The 18,083-nt window shown below is 36.6% G+C and carries 13 protein-coding genes; all 13 read right to left on the bottom strand.

The features are described 5' to 3' along the window. Positions 1-78: 78 nt before the first annotated feature. The 13 genes from polA to EK417_RS07050 all read right to left on the bottom strand — a co-directional run bounded on the left by polA (position 79) and on the right by EK417_RS07050 (position 18,079). Positions 79-2,913, bottom strand: a complete 2,835-nt coding sequence (gene polA / locus EK417_RS07110; RefSeq protein ID WP_136521733.1) for a DNA polymerase I — start codon at positions 2,911-2,913, stop codon at positions 79-81. 278 nt (positions 2,914-3,191) lie between these two features. Then, positions 3,192-3,605 (bottom strand): type VI secretion system tube protein TssD, encoded by a 414-nt coding sequence (gene tssD / locus EK417_RS07105; RefSeq protein WP_076596274.1) that lies wholly within the window; start codon positions 3,603-3,605, stop codon positions 3,192-3,194. Positions 3,606-3,972: 367 nt separating this feature from the next. Beyond that, a complete protein-coding gene (gene tssD, locus EK417_RS07100) occupies positions 3,973-4,386 on the bottom strand; it encodes a type VI secretion system tube protein TssD (RefSeq protein ID WP_062675331.1) in 414 nt (137 codons plus the stop codon). Between the two features lie 345 nt (positions 4,387-4,731). After that, on the bottom strand, positions 4,732-5,595 hold the full coding sequence (locus tag EK417_RS07095) for a lytic transglycosylase domain-containing protein (protein WP_076596273.1): 864 nt from the start codon (positions 5,593-5,595) through the stop codon (positions 4,732-4,734). 59 nt (positions 5,596-5,654) lie between these two features. Then, on the bottom strand, positions 5,655-8,153 hold the full coding sequence (locus EK417_RS07090; protein WP_136521732.1) for an ATP-dependent Clp protease ATP-binding subunit: 2,499 nt from the start codon (positions 8,151-8,153) through the stop codon (positions 5,655-5,657). Positions 8,154-8,676: 523 nt separating this feature from the next. After that, on the bottom strand, positions 8,677-9,168 hold the full coding sequence (locus EK417_RS07085) for a hypothetical protein (RefSeq protein ID WP_136521731.1): 492 nt from the start codon (positions 9,166-9,168) through the stop codon (positions 8,677-8,679). Between the two features lie 88 nt (positions 9,169-9,256). Beyond that, complete coding sequence (locus EK417_RS07080; RefSeq protein ID WP_083688853.1) at positions 9,257-9,865, bottom strand: toxin-antitoxin system YwqK family antitoxin; 609 nt, start codon at positions 9,863-9,865, stop codon at positions 9,257-9,259. A 6-nt stretch (positions 9,866-9,871) separates the two neighbouring features. Continuing rightward, a complete protein-coding gene (locus EK417_RS07075; protein WP_076596269.1) occupies positions 9,872-11,257 on the bottom strand; it encodes a hypothetical protein in 1,386 nt (461 codons plus the stop codon). Between the two features lie 2 nt (positions 11,258-11,259). Then, positions 11,260-13,191 (bottom strand): type VI secretion system Vgr family protein, encoded by a 1,932-nt coding sequence (locus tag EK417_RS07070; RefSeq protein WP_136521730.1) that lies wholly within the window; start codon positions 13,189-13,191, stop codon positions 11,260-11,262. A 171-nt stretch (positions 13,192-13,362) separates the two neighbouring features. Next, the gene (gene tssD, locus EK417_RS07065) at positions 13,363-13,770 is read right to left on the bottom strand and encodes a type VI secretion system tube protein TssD (RefSeq protein ID WP_076596267.1); all 408 of its coding nucleotides are present in this window, start codon (positions 13,768-13,770) and stop codon (positions 13,363-13,365) included. 372 nt (positions 13,771-14,142) lie between these two features. Further along, positions 14,143-16,548, bottom strand: coding sequence for a type VI secretion system protein TssR domain-containing protein (tssR, locus tag EK417_RS07060; RefSeq protein WP_136521729.1), 2,406 nt, complete (start codon positions 16,546-16,548; stop codon positions 14,143-14,145). 47 nt (positions 16,549-16,595) lie between these two features. Continuing rightward, a complete protein-coding gene (locus EK417_RS07055; RefSeq protein WP_076596265.1) occupies positions 16,596-17,507 on the bottom strand; it encodes a PKD domain-containing protein in 912 nt (303 codons plus the stop codon). A 47-nt stretch (positions 17,508-17,554) separates the two neighbouring features. After that, entirely contained in the window at positions 17,555-18,079 is a 525-nt protein-coding gene (locus EK417_RS07050) for a type VI secretion system transmembrane protein TssO (protein WP_076596264.1), read from the bottom strand. Positions 18,080-18,083: the final 4 nt, after the last annotated feature.

The raw sequence follows: 18,083 nt of genomic DNA, 5'->3' as shown, positions 1-18,083 counted from the left end.
AAGATAAAATCAGTACAACAAAAAACTTCCGCCCAAAAGGCGGAAGTTTTTTATATCGTTAGGGATACGTTCTGTTTATTAATGTGCTTCTAACCAGTTGTCCCCTACTCCAATTTCTACCAATAATGGAACCTGTGTTTTTAAGGCACTTTCCATTTCAGTTTTGATGAGTTTTGAAGCGGTATCAATCTCATCTACCGGAGATTCAAACACCAGTTCGTCATGTACCTGAAGCAGCATTTTTGTTTTAAGCTGTTTCTCTTCCAATTCTCGGTCTATTTTAATCATGGCAAGCTTTACAACATCTGCCGCACTTCCCTGAACAGGTGCGTTTACAGCATTTCTTTCTGCATGACCTCTTACCACAAAGTTATTAGAGTTGATATCTTTCAGATGACGTTTTCTTCCCAATATGGTTTCCACATATCCTAACTGGCGCGCTTTACTCACCTGCTCTGCCATATATTCCTTCAGTTTCGGATACGTTTCGAAATAAGCTTCGATCATTTGTTTAGCTTCTGTACGGGATAATCCCGTTTGCTCAGCCAAAGCAAAAGCTCCCTGTCCGTAGATAATCCCAAAATTTACAGTCTTAGCCTGACTTCTCTGGGTTTTAGACACCTCAGCCAAAGGAATTTTAAAGAGTTTGGCTGCTGTAGAAGCGTGGATATCTTCTCCATCCTGGAAGGCTTTAATCATATTATCCTCTCCTGAAATTTCAGCAATTAAACGAAGTTCAATCTGTGAATAATCGGCAGAAATAATCTTTTTCCCTTCTCCGGAAACAAAAGCTCCACGAATCTGCTGCCCTCTCACCGTTCGGATCGGAATATTCTGCAGGTTCGGGTTTACACTTGCCAAACGGCCTGTAGCGGCTGTAGTCTGTGAGAAGTTGGTATGTACTCTGTTATCTTTTTTCTCAATCTGTGAAGGCAGAGCGTCTACATAGGTTGATTTTAATTTCTGATAGGTTCTGTATTCCAGGATATGCTTGATGATTTCATGTTTTGAAGATAACTTCTGAAGAACATCTTCTGAGGTTGCATATTGTCCGGTCTTTGTTTTTTTGGCTTTCGGATCCAGCTGTAATTTTTCAAAAAGAATCTCTCCCAGTTGTTTAGGTGAATTCATATTGAATTCTTCTTCTGAAAGTTCAAAAATCTTTGCTTCCAGTTGTTTCAGGTCATTCTCAAGGTCAACACTTTCCTGAGCCAGCCATTTTTCATCCAGAGAAATTCCTGCCAGTTCCATTTTCGCGAGCACTTCCATCAGAGGCATCTCAATATTGTAGAAAAGCTCTTCCAGATTTTCTTTTTTAAGCTGTGGTGCAAAAAGCTCATACAGTTGGAAAGTTATATCTGCATCTTCCGCTGCGTAATCTGTTTGCGTTCTCAGATCAGCATCTCTGAAAGTCCCCTGTTTTTTTCCTTTTTTTCCGATGATGGTTTCAATGGATACAGGTTTATAGTTCAGGTATACTTCTGAAAGGTAATCCATCCCGTGTCTTCCGTCCGGATTCAGGAGGTAATGGGCAATCATGGTATCGAACATGGCCCCTTTCACGGTGATATCGTATTGTTTTAAAACTTTATAATCGTATTTAAGATTGTGAGCAATTTTCAGTAGGTCTTCTTTTTCGAAAAACGGTCTGAAAATTTCCAGGGTCTGCAACACTTCTTCTCTGTTTTCAGAAAGTGGAATATAGTAAGCAAGTCCTTTCTTGTAAGAGAAGCTCATTCCTACCAATTCTGCTTCCAGCTCATTTAATGAAGTAGTTTCTGTATCAAAACAAACTACTTTTTGCTGGAGCAGGTTTTCGACCAGTTTTTTCTGTGCTTTCGGATTATTGATAAACTGATAAAGGTGATCATTATTCTCAATGGTAGACTTTGTAGAAGTAGCCTGCTCCAATTCTTCGAAATTGGCAAAAAGGTCAAGCTGCATCGCCTGCCCTTTAACTTCTGCTCCTGTTGGACTCTGCTTCACTTCTACTTCACTCACCACTAATGTTTCTGTAGTGGAAGGAGCAAAAGCTCTGTATAGATTTTCATATAGTCTTCTGAATTCTATTTCATCAAAGACTTCTTTTACTTTTTCAAAATCCGGAGTTTCAAGGTCATATTGTTCCTGATGGAATTCTACAGGAGCATCACAGATGATAGTCGCTAATTTTTTAGACAAAATACCACGCTCCGCAGAAGCTTCTACTTTTTCCTTCAGTTTTCCTTTAAGCTTATCGGTATTGGCAAGCAACGTTTCAATATTTCCGAATTCTTTCAGGAATTTCATGGCAGTTTTCTCTCCTACTCCTTCCAGTCCAGGGATATTATCTACTGCATCACCCATCATGGCCAGGAAATCAATCACCTGCTTTGGATCTTCAATCTCATATTTTGCCTTTACTTCTTCAACTCCCAGAATCTCAATATCACCGCCTTTTAAGCCTGGTTTATAAATTTTAATTTTATCGGTAACCAGCTGTGCAAAATCTTTATCCGGCGTCACCATGAAAGTGGTGTATCCTTCTTTTTCTGCTTTGCACGCAATAGTCCCAATGACATCATCGGCTTCATATCCTTCCACTCCAAGAATCGGGATATGCATTGCTTCCAGAATTTTATGGATGTATGGAACAGCAATTTTGATCGCTTCAGGAGTCTCGCTTCTGTTGGCTTTGTAATCTGAGTAGTCATCCGTCCTCACACTGGCCTGGCCTACATCAAAAACTACTGCCAGATGTGTTGGTTTTTCTCTTCTGATCAATTCTATGAGAGAATTGGTAAAACCGAAGATGGCAGAAGTATCCAAACCTGTACTGGTGAGTCTCGGATTCCTGATCAATGCGTAATATCCTCTGAAAATCATCGCATAAGCATCGATGAGAAACAGCCTTTTATCTTGTGTTGCGTCCATATTTTGAATAATGAACAAATATAAGAAAATAGGAGTAAAAATTGGTAGCCTGTTAAAGGGTTTCGGGTATCGGATTTGAGTTTTGGAGTGCAGAGTACGAGGCCCGAGTTGCGGGGTACGTAATATGACAATCACTTTTCAGCAGCGGTGGTTTTAAGACTGATTGGTCTATTTTCATTTCGACTGTTTTCCATTTTTTGCTTTGTACAGCTACTTTTATACAAACAAAACAGCATACCCAAAGGCATACTGTTTCTTTTTTATTTAAGTTTATGGGATTATTTACCTGAAGAAGGCCATAGCCCTGCGTACTGGGAAGTACCGTAGTCAATGGTTTCAGCACTTACTACGAAACTGATCAGCATACTGTTGCTGTCTACTGCGTCGAAGTCTACTTCATGCTGGATGACGTATCCGTTTTCCCATTTCAAAGTGATCAGTGTTCCTTCTTCGTGAGATTTGTTGAAAGTAATTTCTCCTACTGTCGGCTTATATTTGCCGTTTAGTAAGCTTTCCAGGATGTCTGACTTTTCAGTAGCTTCTACTGTAACCTTGATTAATGCGTTGGAAGGATCTGATGCTACACGTCCTGAAACGTCTGTAGCTCTTGATACGCTGTAATTCATTTTTAACAGCTTTTGTCCTTCTCCGTTGTTGAATTTTAAGATTCCTCTTGAGTTTCTTTCTGCCATGATTGTAAATTTTAATCGTTAGTAATAAATTGTAATTCAATAATTATATAACAAAGATAAAGCCCCTGGTTTTGAAAAAAAAGCAATTGAAAGGAAATCTGAAAAAGTGTCGTAATTATACGATTTGATGTAGTAGTTCTACGATTAGTTGTCGCAATTCTACGACATTAAGTTGAAAAAAAACAACATAAACACCTTATAATAAATACATTAACAACAGAATCTAAATAAATATTATTACACTATAAAGAGATATATTATATTAAATATTATTCCAAAAAACCTAATTATTAAATAAAAAAACAGAACAGCGTCTCTTGTCCGCTGTTCTGTACCAATTTTATTTTTACTAAGATGATGAATAGGCTTATTTACCTGCTGAAGGCCATAGTCCTGCGTACTGAGAAGTACCGTAGTCAATGGTTTCTGCACTGATGACGAAGCTGATCAGCATACTGTTGCTGTCAATAGCATCGAAATCTACTTCGTGTTGGATGACGTATCCGTTTTCCCATTTCAAAGTGATCAGTGTTCCTTCTTCATGAGATTTGTTGAAAGTGATCTCTCCTACTGTCGGCTTATATTTACCGTTTAGTAAGCTTTCAAGGATGTCTGACTTTTCAGTAGCTTCTACTGTAACCTTGATTAATGCATTAGAAGGATCTGATGCTACACGTCCTGAAACGTCTGTAGATCTTGATACGCTGTAGTTCATTTTTAACAGCTTCTGTCCTTCTCCGTTGTTGAATTTTAAGATTCCTCTTGAATTTCTTTCGGCCATGAATAGTAAATTTAATCGTTATTAATATTTTGTGATGTGGTGATTGTGTTAGCAAATATAGAAGCTCTTTTCTGCTAAAAAAAGCTTTTGAACGGAAATCTGAAAATTTGTAGTAGTTCTACGATTTCTTGTAGTAATTCTACGATAATGGATTTAACAAAGCTATCCAAAACCTCATCAACAAAGGTTTTGAATCAACTAAAAACCAACAACAAAAACAATAATTTTACACTTAGGTGAGAAATATTAAGAATTTATCAATAAAAAATAGATCTGTTTTCAGCAGATTACTTAATAAAAAAGCAACCAGATCAACTGATTGCTTTGTATGGTATTGCTGTTATTTTACTGTTGGGTCTTTCCGCCTTCTTTTAAGGAACGAACCAATATTTTATTTTTTCTCAGCAGAAAATCCGGCATCAGATCCACGGGAAGATAGAATGGACTTTCCCCTTTTTTCTGGAGTTCTTCCTCGATTCCGGGATTCCATGCAAGGATTTTGTCTACATCAACGTTCAATTCAGCAGCAACCACGTTCAGGTTGAACCCGGCATTGATCTCTGTTTCTGAAAGCGAAGCAGCGGTCTCTTTACGGTCTCCCTCAAAGAAAATCTTATTGAGTCTTGCAGAATTATAATTATTCAATACACTCTGAAGCTCTCCGGTTGCATAGCATGCATTAAGATATTTCTTCACATGATTAATGGTTTCTGCCGGAAGGTATTTATAAAACTCATGGTACTGGGAGGAACCTGCGGCTTCCATTGCTTTGGCAATATTTCCTTCACCGCAGTTATAAGCCGCAACCACTGTCACCCAGTTATTGTACTTTTTATAAAGATTACTTAAGGAAATAGTAGCTGTTTTGGTACTTTTATAGATATCTGTACGCCCCTGCTCTGTAAGTCCATACTGGTTGGCATGGGCTGTCATGAACTGCCAGATACCAACTGCTCCTGCTCCCGAGGTAATATTTCTGTCAAAATGGGATTCAATCAGGGCCAGGTTTCTCAAATGTTTGGGAAGACCTTTCTGAAGGAGTAACTGTTCAATAAATTCTACAAGATCTTTATTGGCATTAATGATACCTTTATACTTTTTCACACTGTTTTCCGAGGTATCGGAAGCGGCAAGAAACTGTCCGTTGATCATGATAACGGATCCTAATAATAGAAAACCTGTAAAGATATTTCTGACAATCGTTTTCATTGTAATTTCATTTATAAGTAAAGGGTAAAAGCTGATGGCCAATCCCCTTTGCTTTATACTTAATCTACTTTCCAGCTCAGTTTTTCTTCGTCTTTATTCCAATCTACATGAATCGTTTGGCCGGATTTCACTTCTTCTCTAACAATCATTTTAGAAATGGGTCTTGCAAGCTGTGCACGGATTACTCCGGAGATCTGTCTTGCTCCGTACTTGCTGCTGAAGCCTCCTAATGCAAGGTTTTTCACAGCTTCGTCTGTAATTTTTAAAGCAATTCCTAATCTTGTTAAAGAAGTATGAAGTGATTTCAGCTGAATGTTAAAGATTCTTTCTGCAATGGATTCTGTGATAGGTGCAAAAGGAATGATCTCTGTAATTCTTGCCAGGAACTCAGGTCTGAATCGTCCTGAATTCGACATGATCTGCATCAGTGAAGATGATTCCGGAATTTTTCCTTCTTCAAACTGTTTTACAATTTCTTCACTTCCGATATTGGAGGTAAACAGGATTAGTGCATTGCTGAAATCTCCTTCTTTACCTAATTTATCATGAACTTTTCCTTCGTCCATAATCTGAAGGAATACATCAAAAACTGAATGATGGGCCTTTTCAATTTCGTCAAATAAAACAACGGTGTAAGGCTGCTGTCTTATTTTATTAACCAGCATACCACCCTCTTCATATCCTACATATCCAGGAGGCGCTCCGTATAGCAAGGCTGCGGAATGTTCTTCTTTAAATTCTGACATATCAAAGCGTACCATTGCCTTTTCATCGTTGAAAAGTAATTCTGCCATCGATTTTGCCAGCTCGGTTTTACCGGTTCCGGTAGGTCCCAGAAGGAAGAACGAACCGATAGGCTGTCCCGGTTTGTTCAATCCGCTCCGGTTTTCAACAATGGCATCAGAAAGGATTTTTAATGCGTGATCCTGTCCTACGACTCTGTTTAGCAGAAGAGATTCCATATTCAGGAGTTTTTCTTTTTCCTGAGCCTGGATCTTCCCAATGGGAATATTGGTTTTGGCGGCCATTACAGCAGCGAGTTCGAGCCTGTCTACTTTTTCTCTTTTTTTGCCTGCATGCTGTAAAAGTTCTGCGTAAGTATCTTCAATGATCTTCTGAATCTGATCTACCGGCATAGAGTTGTCAATAGTTGGCTGTTCACTCAGTGAACCCCAAAGAATCGGGCTTATTTTGTCTCTTAGCAGGTTGTAAGTCCAGATCAGTTCATCTGCTTTATCTTTGCTGTCTGCATATTCTTCTGTTAAAATCGCATCATAGCTTTCTTTCCAGCTGTCCAGTTCTTTTTCTGATAATTCATCCAGCATTTTGATGGCAGCCATTGTTCTGTCTAATAAGTCAATAGCAGCATCCGGTAATTTTTTACCTTTTGCATATCTTTTAGCCAGACGCACGCATTCTGGAAGGGCTGTTTTTTCCACTTCAATACCGTGGTGTTTTTTGTAGCCTTCAAGAAGCACGTCAATCATTTTCACGCAAGTCTTTTCATCGGGTTCATGAACCGTCAAAACTTCAAAACGGCGGTTAAAAGCCTGTTCCGGTTCTATAATTTTTCTGTATTCTTCCTGTGTAGTAGCTCCGATTACGGTAATTTCACCTCTGGCAAGTTCAGGTTTCAGAAGGTTGGCAACGTTTCCGATGCTTCCTTTCGGGTCCAGAAGGGTATGTATTTCGTCAATGAAGAGAATGGCTTTTTCAATTTTCTTGCATTCATTAATTACTTTTTTCAGGCGGTCTTCAATTTCACCTTTGTAAGAAGTTCCTGCTAATAAAGCTCCGGTGTCAAGTTCTAAGAGAGTCCCGTTTTTAAGCATTTCGGGGACATTTCCTTTGATAATTTCTGTAGCAAAACCTTCTACCAAAGCTGTTTTTCCTACTCCCGGCTCTCCAATGATGATCACATTCGGTTTGCTTCTTCGGCAAAGGATTTCCACCAGCATTCTGAGTTCTTTATCTCTGCCGATAATATTTTCGATTTCTCCTTTTCTTGCCTGTGCTGTTCTGTCTACACAGTAGCTTTTAATGGAAGGAAATGAAGAATCTGAGTAGTCTGATGTACCATTTGAAAATAATGATGAAAAATCACCGTCTTCAGACACGGTAAACGGAGTGTCTTTTCTGTACAGGTTGAAGATCTCATGTTCTCTCAAAGGAAGTGACTTTAACTGCTGAAGAGAAAATACAACCTGAGGTTTTACAATGGCTGTAAGGATGCAGATAGGAGTAATCTCATCCAGTCCTAATTTTAAACGGATATCATCAGCTTCTTCAATAAGGGTATCTACCGCATCATCCTGTCCTACTTCATCCGGAAGATGGCTGGTTTTCGGATATTCTTCAATACGGACATCTGCCCATTCATAGAAATAACCTGGATCTTTATCTATACTTTTCAGGAATTCATTAAGCCCGATATCTTTATGCATTAAAGCCTGCAGGATATGCGGGCCTCCATAGGTTCCATTATAGTTTTCCTTCGCTATCGACTGAGCAATGTGAAATAGTTGCTTTACTGTTTCATTGGTTACTAGTACTCCCATTTATAATTTTCTTATATTAATATATTTGCATTCTGCTGTGCTTGCGATTTGATGATTTTAAAGTATGTTTTTCACCTCTTTTTTCAAAGAATCAAAAATTATTCTTTTTGTGTAGCTAAAATTAGCTATTTTATTCTAAATGATATAAAGATAGTTAATTCTTTAATCAGAGAAATAATAACGGTGTCTTTTTGTTTTTAATCCTAGTTCTGATGGTGATATATTGTAGTAAATTACTTTTCTGGATAGGAATGCTTTGTACAGTTTATTTAAAACAATTGAATCTCATCCATCAACTTATTTGCTTAGTACTAAAAATAGTAATCATATTATTCCGAATATCTTTTTTGGAGAGAATCCAGATTAATTCCTATTATATCTTTCTTATATTGATCTAATTTCTCCTTATTTTCTTTTTTACTTTCCATATAGATTGAATTTTTGTCAAATCCTATTGTTTGGAATCATTCAGAATGTTTCAATCTCATCATAGCTATTTTAAAAGTATTAATATCCACATCTACTAATCTACTAATTCATTTCCCTTACAATAAATTTTGTTTCCAACACGTAAGTATCCACCTCCAATCACACTATATTCATTTACTTTTCCAGCTACAAAAAAAAGAGGAAACTTATTTTTATCAGATATATCATCTTGATAAATATATAAGTAATTTTTATCTTTAAAGTAATAATCATCTCCTCTCAGATAATAATCATTTGATACTTTTTTCCTATCATTAATGTCATTATATAAAACATCAAATGTTTCTGGATCAATAATCTTATTATTTGAAATATTCTTGTTCTCAAAAAACACTTTGCTGAAAAAAATAGAATCATCTTTTTTATAGCTGCCTTCCTGTTTTATTATATTACTAAAAGTAAAATGTTTGAAATACAATATGCTTTCCTTTATGGTTATGTACTCTTTATTTTTTATTTCTTGCTTACAAGAAATAAAAAATGGTAAAAATAAAAAACAGTACATCATCTTCTTTGAATTTTCCATAAAACTGTTTCGGTAGAATCCCATTTTAAATGCTTATTATTTTTTTTCTTTAAATGCTCTAGTACTCTGTTCATACAAGTATTAGCAATTACGGGTTATAAAATGGTACTGTCTTCTTTTGAAGTTCTTTTCCTGTTTTACCATCCAGAATGATTTCCTCAATTTTGTCGCCTGCAATTTGATGAGAAATTCTCCATACTTTTTTGCCTTCAAAATCCTTTTTTAATACTCTAGCTTGGTAACCAGAATCATGGTAGCCTTTAGGTAGATCAATTTTATTCTTTTCACAGTATGCAATAATATCTGCAGGTTTTAAGTCATAGCCTTCATCCATGTTTTCCTCTTTAAGGAGTTTGCCAGATTCGTCAAAATGATACCAAATACCAACTACTGAGCCTTCATTGAACAAACATCCTTTTTTCTCAATATTACCATTACCATAGAAAAATTTAGTAACCTTATAAAACAAATTATCATTGTAAATTATTTCTCTGTAACCTGGTGATTGAAAATCCTGAATGTAGGTATTGCTATCCTCCCGCACTTTCAAGTAACCTCTTATTGATTTCTTTTGGAAATTTTCAATATCAAATTTTTCATACTTATTATCAACACTTGGTATCATATATTTATCTATTTTTTGAGATTGGCATTGTATAAATATACTCAACCACATTAACATTATTATTTTATTCATAACTACTTATTTGATAGATGAATTGGCTTTTTTCCACTGCCAATAATATAATGAACATCGCTTATTGTCATTCCCTCCATGATGCGAATAATCTAATAAATTATCTGTCTTTTTGTACTCATACGTATACAATGCATGAGAAGATGCTTCCTTATTTGCAAATGTATGGGCTAAATTCATAGAATGAAGAAATTCATGTGCTGCTGTCTGATCGTTTTTACTTTTAAATACGACCACATAATCTGCTCCATAATTTGAATATCCGGAAACATGTCCACCTACATCGTAACCATGCTCAGCAAAATAAAATGCTTTGAAATGCTTTGTGTATTTCTTAGGATAAGCCTTTTCCAATTGGACTTTCAAATAGTCCTGAAGTTCTTTTCCACCACTCTTTTTATCAGGATCTACCTCACTATTGGTTACGAAATTAATAAAATTTTTATCTGCTGTTAAATCCAATTCAACAATATCTGAATCATCCGATAATTTGATATATGCTTGCTCAAGATATTGATTAATCCTATTTTTTTCATCATTAATATTAGGTTTATTCTTCCCTGACCCAATTGACAATTCCGGAGTTTTTATTTCAACAAATACTACATCCTTTTTCTTCTGTTTCGTATTATCATTTGCCCAGACATTTATTTTCCCGGCAATTGATTCAACCGTTGCACCTGCTTCAGTTTTAAATGCTTTTAACTCTATAATCTGATTACTTGTAAACTCTTTTATGCATTTGACTGTTACTTCATAATCGTTCAAAGCTATTTTCTTTTTACCTTTTATTTCTATTTTATCAGGAGTAAAAGTAAAATAATCAGATTTGGTAAACTCCAAATAATCAGCTTCCTGTTGGATTTCTGCAAAAAAAGTAATCTTAACTTCTTTATCTTTTAGGATGGATAGCCACGGTATAAAATATTCTTCAGGAACATCTTTTCCTGTTTTTTTATCTTTTTTTGTTTTCCATGCAACAGAGAAAGGATTATACTCTTTTTTCAGGTTATTAAACATCGTTTCATTAACCTCAAAGTATCCATCATATTTATTGCCATTTTTTACTTTTGTAGTAAACTTGGCATCTTCATATTGATAGGCTACAATATCCTCAAATTTTTGATCATTAAAAAGGCTCGTATCCCCTATTCTCATCCAATCAAAGCCAAACTCCCCTTTCCAGTTTTTGTTCGGTCTGAATTGTACAATCAATTGTATAAGCTGTTGTAGTGGTGGAGATTGTGGCGTATTATGGCTCACTCCTTTATCATTACCCTTTTCAAAAATCCATTTCATGGCACGTGAAATAATACTCTCCTGAGAATACATATTATGATTTTCATGAGAGATTTTGTTGTAGGTGCCTTTTACAATTCTCGTTCTGCTCATAATTAATAGGCTTTAGATCTCTCTCCGCTGTTGTTTTGTACTTCTTGTTGGGCGTGTTTATTGATGGAAGCATTGGAGGTAATGTTAATTTCTTTTTCAGAAATTTCATTTCTTTCCTTCTTTGTTTCGCTGTGTACATCTCCTTCAATAATTTCAGTAAGTTTACCTGTAATGAATGTACTTACATTTCCTATGACCGAAGTTAGTTTCATAGCGCCTACAGTCTCAGTATTATTTAATCCGATACTGTCTGCTTTATTCATTCCCACCGTCGTCGTCATATTCTCTCCAACATTAATATTCATATTCTTACAGTTCAGGGTCATGGTTTCCGGTGCTGTAATGTTGATATTACTTCCGGTTGTATCCAGATGGATCTCATTTCCGCTTTTGTCTGTAATAATAATGCTTTCGTCTTCTGTAAAAACGATTCTGTGGCCGCTTCGCGTTTGTATGGATTTTACACGGTTGTCAGCTCCACCGCCAAGGCCAATTCCTCCATGGAACATCCCTCCCATTACAAATGGTCTGTCAGGATGACTATGTATGAAATTAACCATCACCTGATCGCCTATCTCGGGAATAGCTACATAACCACGATTTTGAGTGATCTGATCGGTTCCTCCTGCATCGGGGCTCATTACTCTTACAAAGTGAGTGTTATCATTCATCTGCCAGTCGAATCTTACCTGAACTCTTCCCTGGCCTTCCGGATCGGTATTGGAAATTACCGTTGCAATCTGTGGCTGGGCAGCCGGTACCGTAAATTCCGGTTTGGGTAGAAAACCCGTGTCTGCGGCAATGGATTCGAAAGTTCCTGTGTAATGTCCGATCGTATCAATTTCATGAATGGCTTCTGTCACCATAACCTTCGTAAAATAAGATGTTTCACTGCTGTCCGGCTTTCTCATATGAATATCCGCAATACATCCGGGATGCAAAAAAGGAACGGTTGTAGATCCGGAAACTGAAAATACATTAACAGCCTCGCTTCCTGATGAACTTCTTTGAGAATGCTCTATATCCAGATGCGTTGTTGCTTTGATAGGTGCAACCTGCAGTGCCGGGGTTTTATATATCTTGTCATTGTGACTGTATGCTGTACGGGCAAGATCGCCTAAATGGCTTACCGGAGTTTCTCCTGAAGTCAGCTTTTCATGTTTACTGCTGTTATAGCCATAATACTGAGGCTTTGTATGAACAGCTTTTAGTTCTATTTTAATATTATCTGTATTGCTCCCATATAATAATTTTATAGGCTTATTCTGCGGAGGAAGCTTTCCAAAATGCAAGACTTCACCATCATAATAAAATTGTTCCCCATAAGCTTCTGCCATTCTCGCCAGATAATTATAATGGGTTTCGTTATACTGGCTGCTGTAAATAATCTGGGAATAATCATTGGTATCGACTCTTATATCAAACCGCTCTTTATCTATTCCCTGTTTTATTACTTCTTTGGCTATGATTCCCATATTAACGGGCTGGCTGCCGCCAAAACTCTGGATATGCGGAGCCCCGTCCAGCAAGATCGTTGGGCTGTATCCGGAAAGCACAATATTTCCCAGACTCATTTTTTCCTGACTGAATCCTACTTTGGTAATGATCCCGACAAAATTCCTTTCCGGACTTTTCTCAATATCTTTGTAGGAAATGACCGCTGTAAGACGTTTACCCAGAAATTTGTTGGCTTCTTCAAGGGTATGGCTTTGCCTTTCTCCCAAAGCATCGTGAGCAAGAATAAGATTGAATTCGTGGTGGTGCCCCGCTTTTTGTTTAAGGGTGAAATGTTTATAGTACTTAATAATTTTACCTTCTACAACCAGTGACAATTTAACCAGCCGGTTGATGCCTGCGTGATGATTCTCGGATATTCCGTCTGCATTCTGTGAAGGACGGAAGGAAGATCCCTTGGTCTTTGATTCGGTTTTCATATGCTTTGTGTTTGTGTTGGGTATTAAAGATAACAAAATTTACATAACAGACACTATATAAATATGTTATAGAATAAAATTTCAGGTATAGTTTTTTCATTCAGGCAAAAAAAGACCGTCTTAAATAGGGACAGTCTTTCTTCTTATGAATGTTGATAATATGTGTCAATCTTAGCTGGATGGCCATAGCCCTGCGTATTGAGAAGTACCGTAATCAATGGTTTCTGCACTGATGACGAAGCTGATCAGCATACTGTTGCTGTCTACTGCGTCGAAGTCTACTTCATGCTGGATGACGTATCCGTTTTCCCATTTCAAAGTGATCAGTGTTCCTTCTTCGTGAGATTTGTTGAAAGTAATTTCTCCTACTGTCGGCTTATATTTGCCGTTTAGTAAGCTTTCAAGGATATCTGACTTTTCAGTAGCTTCTACCGTAACCTTGATTAATGCATTGGAAGGATCTGATGCTACACGTCCTGAAACATCTGTAGATCTTGATACGCTGTAGTTCATTTTTAACAGCTTCTGCCCTTCTCCATTATTGAATTTTAAGATTCCTCTTGAGTTTCTTTCGGCCATGATTAGTAAATTTAATCGTTAGTAATATTTTGTGATTCGGTGATTGTGTTAGCAAATATAGAGGCTCTTTTCCGCTAAAAAAAACTTTTCCTTATAAATCTGATATTTTGTAGTAGTTCTACGATTTGTTGTCGTAATTCTACGACAATGGATTTACAAACCACACCATAACATCCATTAATAAAGTATTTTAAATTATATCTCAGTTTTTAGATAAAAAATATTTTTACACTTTAAAGAGAAATAAACAGAGTTTAGGTTTCAAAAATTCAAAGTTTAAGGTTTACAATTAATCAATATATGTGACCTCACTTTAAGACACAAAAAAAGCAGAAGATATACTCCTGCTTTTAATATCATAAAATAAATTTCTTAATGCTTTGTGTATTCCGGTTGTTCTGTTGGAATTCTGGATGGCGTAAAGTACTCATTAAGCCAGTAGAAAGTCTGTCCGTTCTGCTGAATTTTTACAGCCGGATTGTTTCTGTTGGCAAGCAGTCTGTCTGCTAAGTTCTTGTAGTGCTGGAAATAATTTTTTACCGTTTCACTAGGAACCACTTTTGATTTTTTCCAACCTTTCAGTTTATATTTAGCCATCAATTCTTCTTCAGAAAGGTCAAATCCGGTACTCATTCCAATAGCGTAAGACATTGGCAGCTCATAAAGTGCTCCTTTATCTAAGAATTTTATTGTAGGATTATACTTTTTCAGCAGCTTTACATACTCCTTTACTGCTCTAGCCTGGTTAAAGTCTGCACGGTCTGCCTGAGTATTTCTGTAAACTTCCGTATAGAAAGCTTTTAAGTTATCATATTCCGATTCAGAAATAAGGATTCCCTTTTCTATTCCTGGCGTAAACTCTTTCAGCTCTTTTGGAATATATCCTTTCACAAGGAACGGGCTTCCATAGTTGATCAGCTGTGCAGCAATTCCGGCAGAAACCGGATTGGTAAGCCCTGGATACAGGTATTTATATTTTAAATCTACATCTGTTCTCCCTGCTCCTACGGATGAATGGAAATATTCATTAAGAGATTTATCAACAGTCTGATTATCTAAAGTAACTTGTGCAATAAGACTGTCAACAGACTTTTTAAGGAATCCGGGAGTGGTAATATCTCCTTTTTTAGGGAAAATAACAAATCCCTGAGACATGCTCTCTTTAGGATAAGCTAAAGAGAAGAATCCCGTATCGCCTTCCACAAGGCTGAAATTATTTTTGGTTAAAACATCATATTGGTTGATGATCTTCTGCTTTTTAAGTTCAGCAATGTTTTTAGCTGTATTCGTTACCACATTTTCTGCCATCAATACAAAATCGTTGTAAGTATCAGATGATCTTGCACTGGTCTGGAACATGATTAATCTTGCCTGAGCCTGTGTTAACGAACTGATTACACTGTACATATTTCCGCTTTGATTGGCAGAAGTTCCTACAGTTATAACAATATTGGTTTCATCAGAAACATTTGAAAGAAGATTCCCTGCTGCAGTAAGCGCCTCTCCTACCGGCTGATAGCCATTATTGCTTGCACAGTTCATTTCATTGGTTTTCTGATCAATAAATGTCATGATTTTACTGTAGTCTGTACTTAAGTTGGATACAGAAATATTATCTCCACATGGATTGTTTTTGTATAAAACCACACCATATTTAACATGATTAAAATAAGATGGTTTTTCAAACCTCAGCTGAAGATCCTGTAAAAGTGATTTTACGATAGGTGCATAAGGTGCATTGGCAGCACTTATGTCTAATGCAAAAACAATATTGATATTTTTATCTCTTTCCGTAATCTCTCTGTAGCGATCAAAATAAATAGGCTCACCCAATACATTGGATACAAAGTTCTTGCTGTAATCTAAAATATTGGTGAAATATTTTGTCTTGGTATCAGGAGTTGGAGTTTCTTCTAAAGGAAGATTTACCGGGAAGATATTTTCCAGAGGTGTTCTTTTGTTTACATCAGTAAGAAGAACAGCTGTTTTGTTATCAGCATCTGAAGCAGATCCGCCTGGATGTCCTTCATGGATTCCTAATGCCGTATCATTAATTCCTGTTGTATTTTTTAATTTGATCGCAGAACGTTCTCCCCAGCTGGAAATTACATTTGAGCTTACCCATCCGTAAAGTCCTTTGTTGATACTGTCCATATCAACAGATGGTTTTTTACCTACCAGGAAACGTTTATTATTTTCAGCCATCTTGTATACGTAAACAATTTGTCCGTTAGGAATTTTCACGTTGGCTGTTTCAATAAGACTTGGTGAATTAAACACCATAATAGAGTCGTTTTTGTAGTATCTCTCGGCATTTCTGATGACTTCACTGTTATTCGGTACTACTGCTACTCTTACAGGATACCCTGTTTTTTCACTTTTTAAAGCGTTATTCCAAAGAAGGAGATCAGACTCCTGAATCCAGCCATATGTTTTGACTGATTTTGAAGAAATCTTTTTCATTAAAGCATCCGGAACATATTCCGCTACTTTTACCATTCCGTCTCTATGTTTTAAAACCATTAAAGGTTCAAGAAATTTTACTTCTTTGTAAGACTTCTCATCATCTTTATCCAGATAAGCCGTATTTCTTGATCTGTCTGAAATAACAATCCATGGAACTGACTTTTTTGGATATCCGTTAACGACAGGGGAAGCATCCACCTGCCCATACTGTGAAGGTTCCGGGGTTTTCTTTGACGGGAGCTTTACCTGGCAACTCGTTAATAATACTGATAACCCTATATAATATGCTGCTAGAGGAAATGTATTTTTCATCCTATTTAATCTTTTTATGATTGGTGCATCCGTAAGACCGGACGAAATTATTTGCTTTGATTAATATCTACTTTCGTTACACAGTTCTGTGTATCATCCAGATTTACTTTTACCGTCTGGATCACTGTATTTTTATCAAACTGAAGGCCTGCACAATACATGTAGAAATTATTTACTTTGCTGTCATTTACTTTTACCACTGTATTTTCATTGTTACACAGATACGTTTTCAACAGGTAATTGTAATGCATATTGAAACTGTTTCCGTTAGCAATCTGCTGCAGGTGATATTTGAAATCATTATCTACTTTTGCATAAGAGTCTTCTACTGAAACTTCATCTTCTGCAAGAGCATCATAAGCCGGAAGGATTTTAATACGGTGATAAATAGGATCCTGGCTTTGTTCCGTGTAAAGAGTTACCAGATAATCTCCGGGTTTTTTATAGGAATAGATAGTGAATTTATCCTTAGCATCTGTATTCCCGGACTCACCAAATTTCCATGCAAACTGCTTTGCTTCGGAAATAGCACGGAAGGTTACATTCTCGTTCTGCATCGCCTGGCTCACAGCTTCAATAGTTGTTTTTGCCGTTGCAGTATCTTTTGGTTTCTGAACGCTTCTTGCACTTACCATTACAGGGAAAGATTTCGTATACTTATTGTCCACGATCAAACTTACCTGGTAATATCCTGGCTTATTATAGAAGTGAATACCACTGTTTTTGTCTGAAGTTGTTCCATCTCCGAAATTCCATCTTTTGGTTTTCGCAAACTGGGTTTTATCTTCAAATAAAAGTGTATCTCCCACCGCCAATGAAGACGGATAAACCACCCCAACAATATCATCGGCTGAATGTATTACCTTTTTCTGCAGCCACAGAGCAACCAATGCAGCAATCAGCAACGTTGCAATAACACCGATAATAATGTTTTTCTTGTTCTTTTGAAAATAATTCATAGTTAATAATTGTGATGTGTTGTTTAAAATTCCTAGTATCCATTTGCTTACTGCATCCTTGCTTTCAGATCCTGCTCGCGCTGATAGAGCTTATTCTGCTTATCTTTAAATCCGATTCTGCATTCATCTACCTGTTTCTGGAAAATTTTAATGTCTTCCGAGGTTGTTGAAATGACTTTTTTATCATCAAAATACATTTTATAAAATTTTGCGATCTGTGGATAGGCATCTTTACGGATATCCACAACGTCAGTACTATTGAAATAGCTGTTAAGATCATTCACTCCCAGCTGGATATTGTTTTCGATAAAAGGCTGTGGTCCGTCATTGGTAAGTTTGGTGATCATGGTATAAGTACTGTCCATGATGGGAAGAACAACTTTCTGATGCTGTTCAAATTCGGCTTTCTGTTCAAGATTCTGAATGCCTCTTACATCTTCATCAGAAAAAGGAGATACAAATCCTTTTAAAAAGATCACTCCCAAAAATAACATTGCTGTTACCAGCATCAGTATTAAATAAAAAAACTGATAATGCCTTTCTTTCTTAGATAATGTGATTTGTCCTTGCATATCT

The organism is Chryseobacterium candidae (assembly GCF_004916905.1).
GTDB lineage: Bacteria > Bacteroidota > Bacteroidia > Flavobacteriales > Weeksellaceae > Chryseobacterium > Chryseobacterium candidae.
This window is presented reverse-complemented; position numbering and strand designations above follow the sequence as displayed.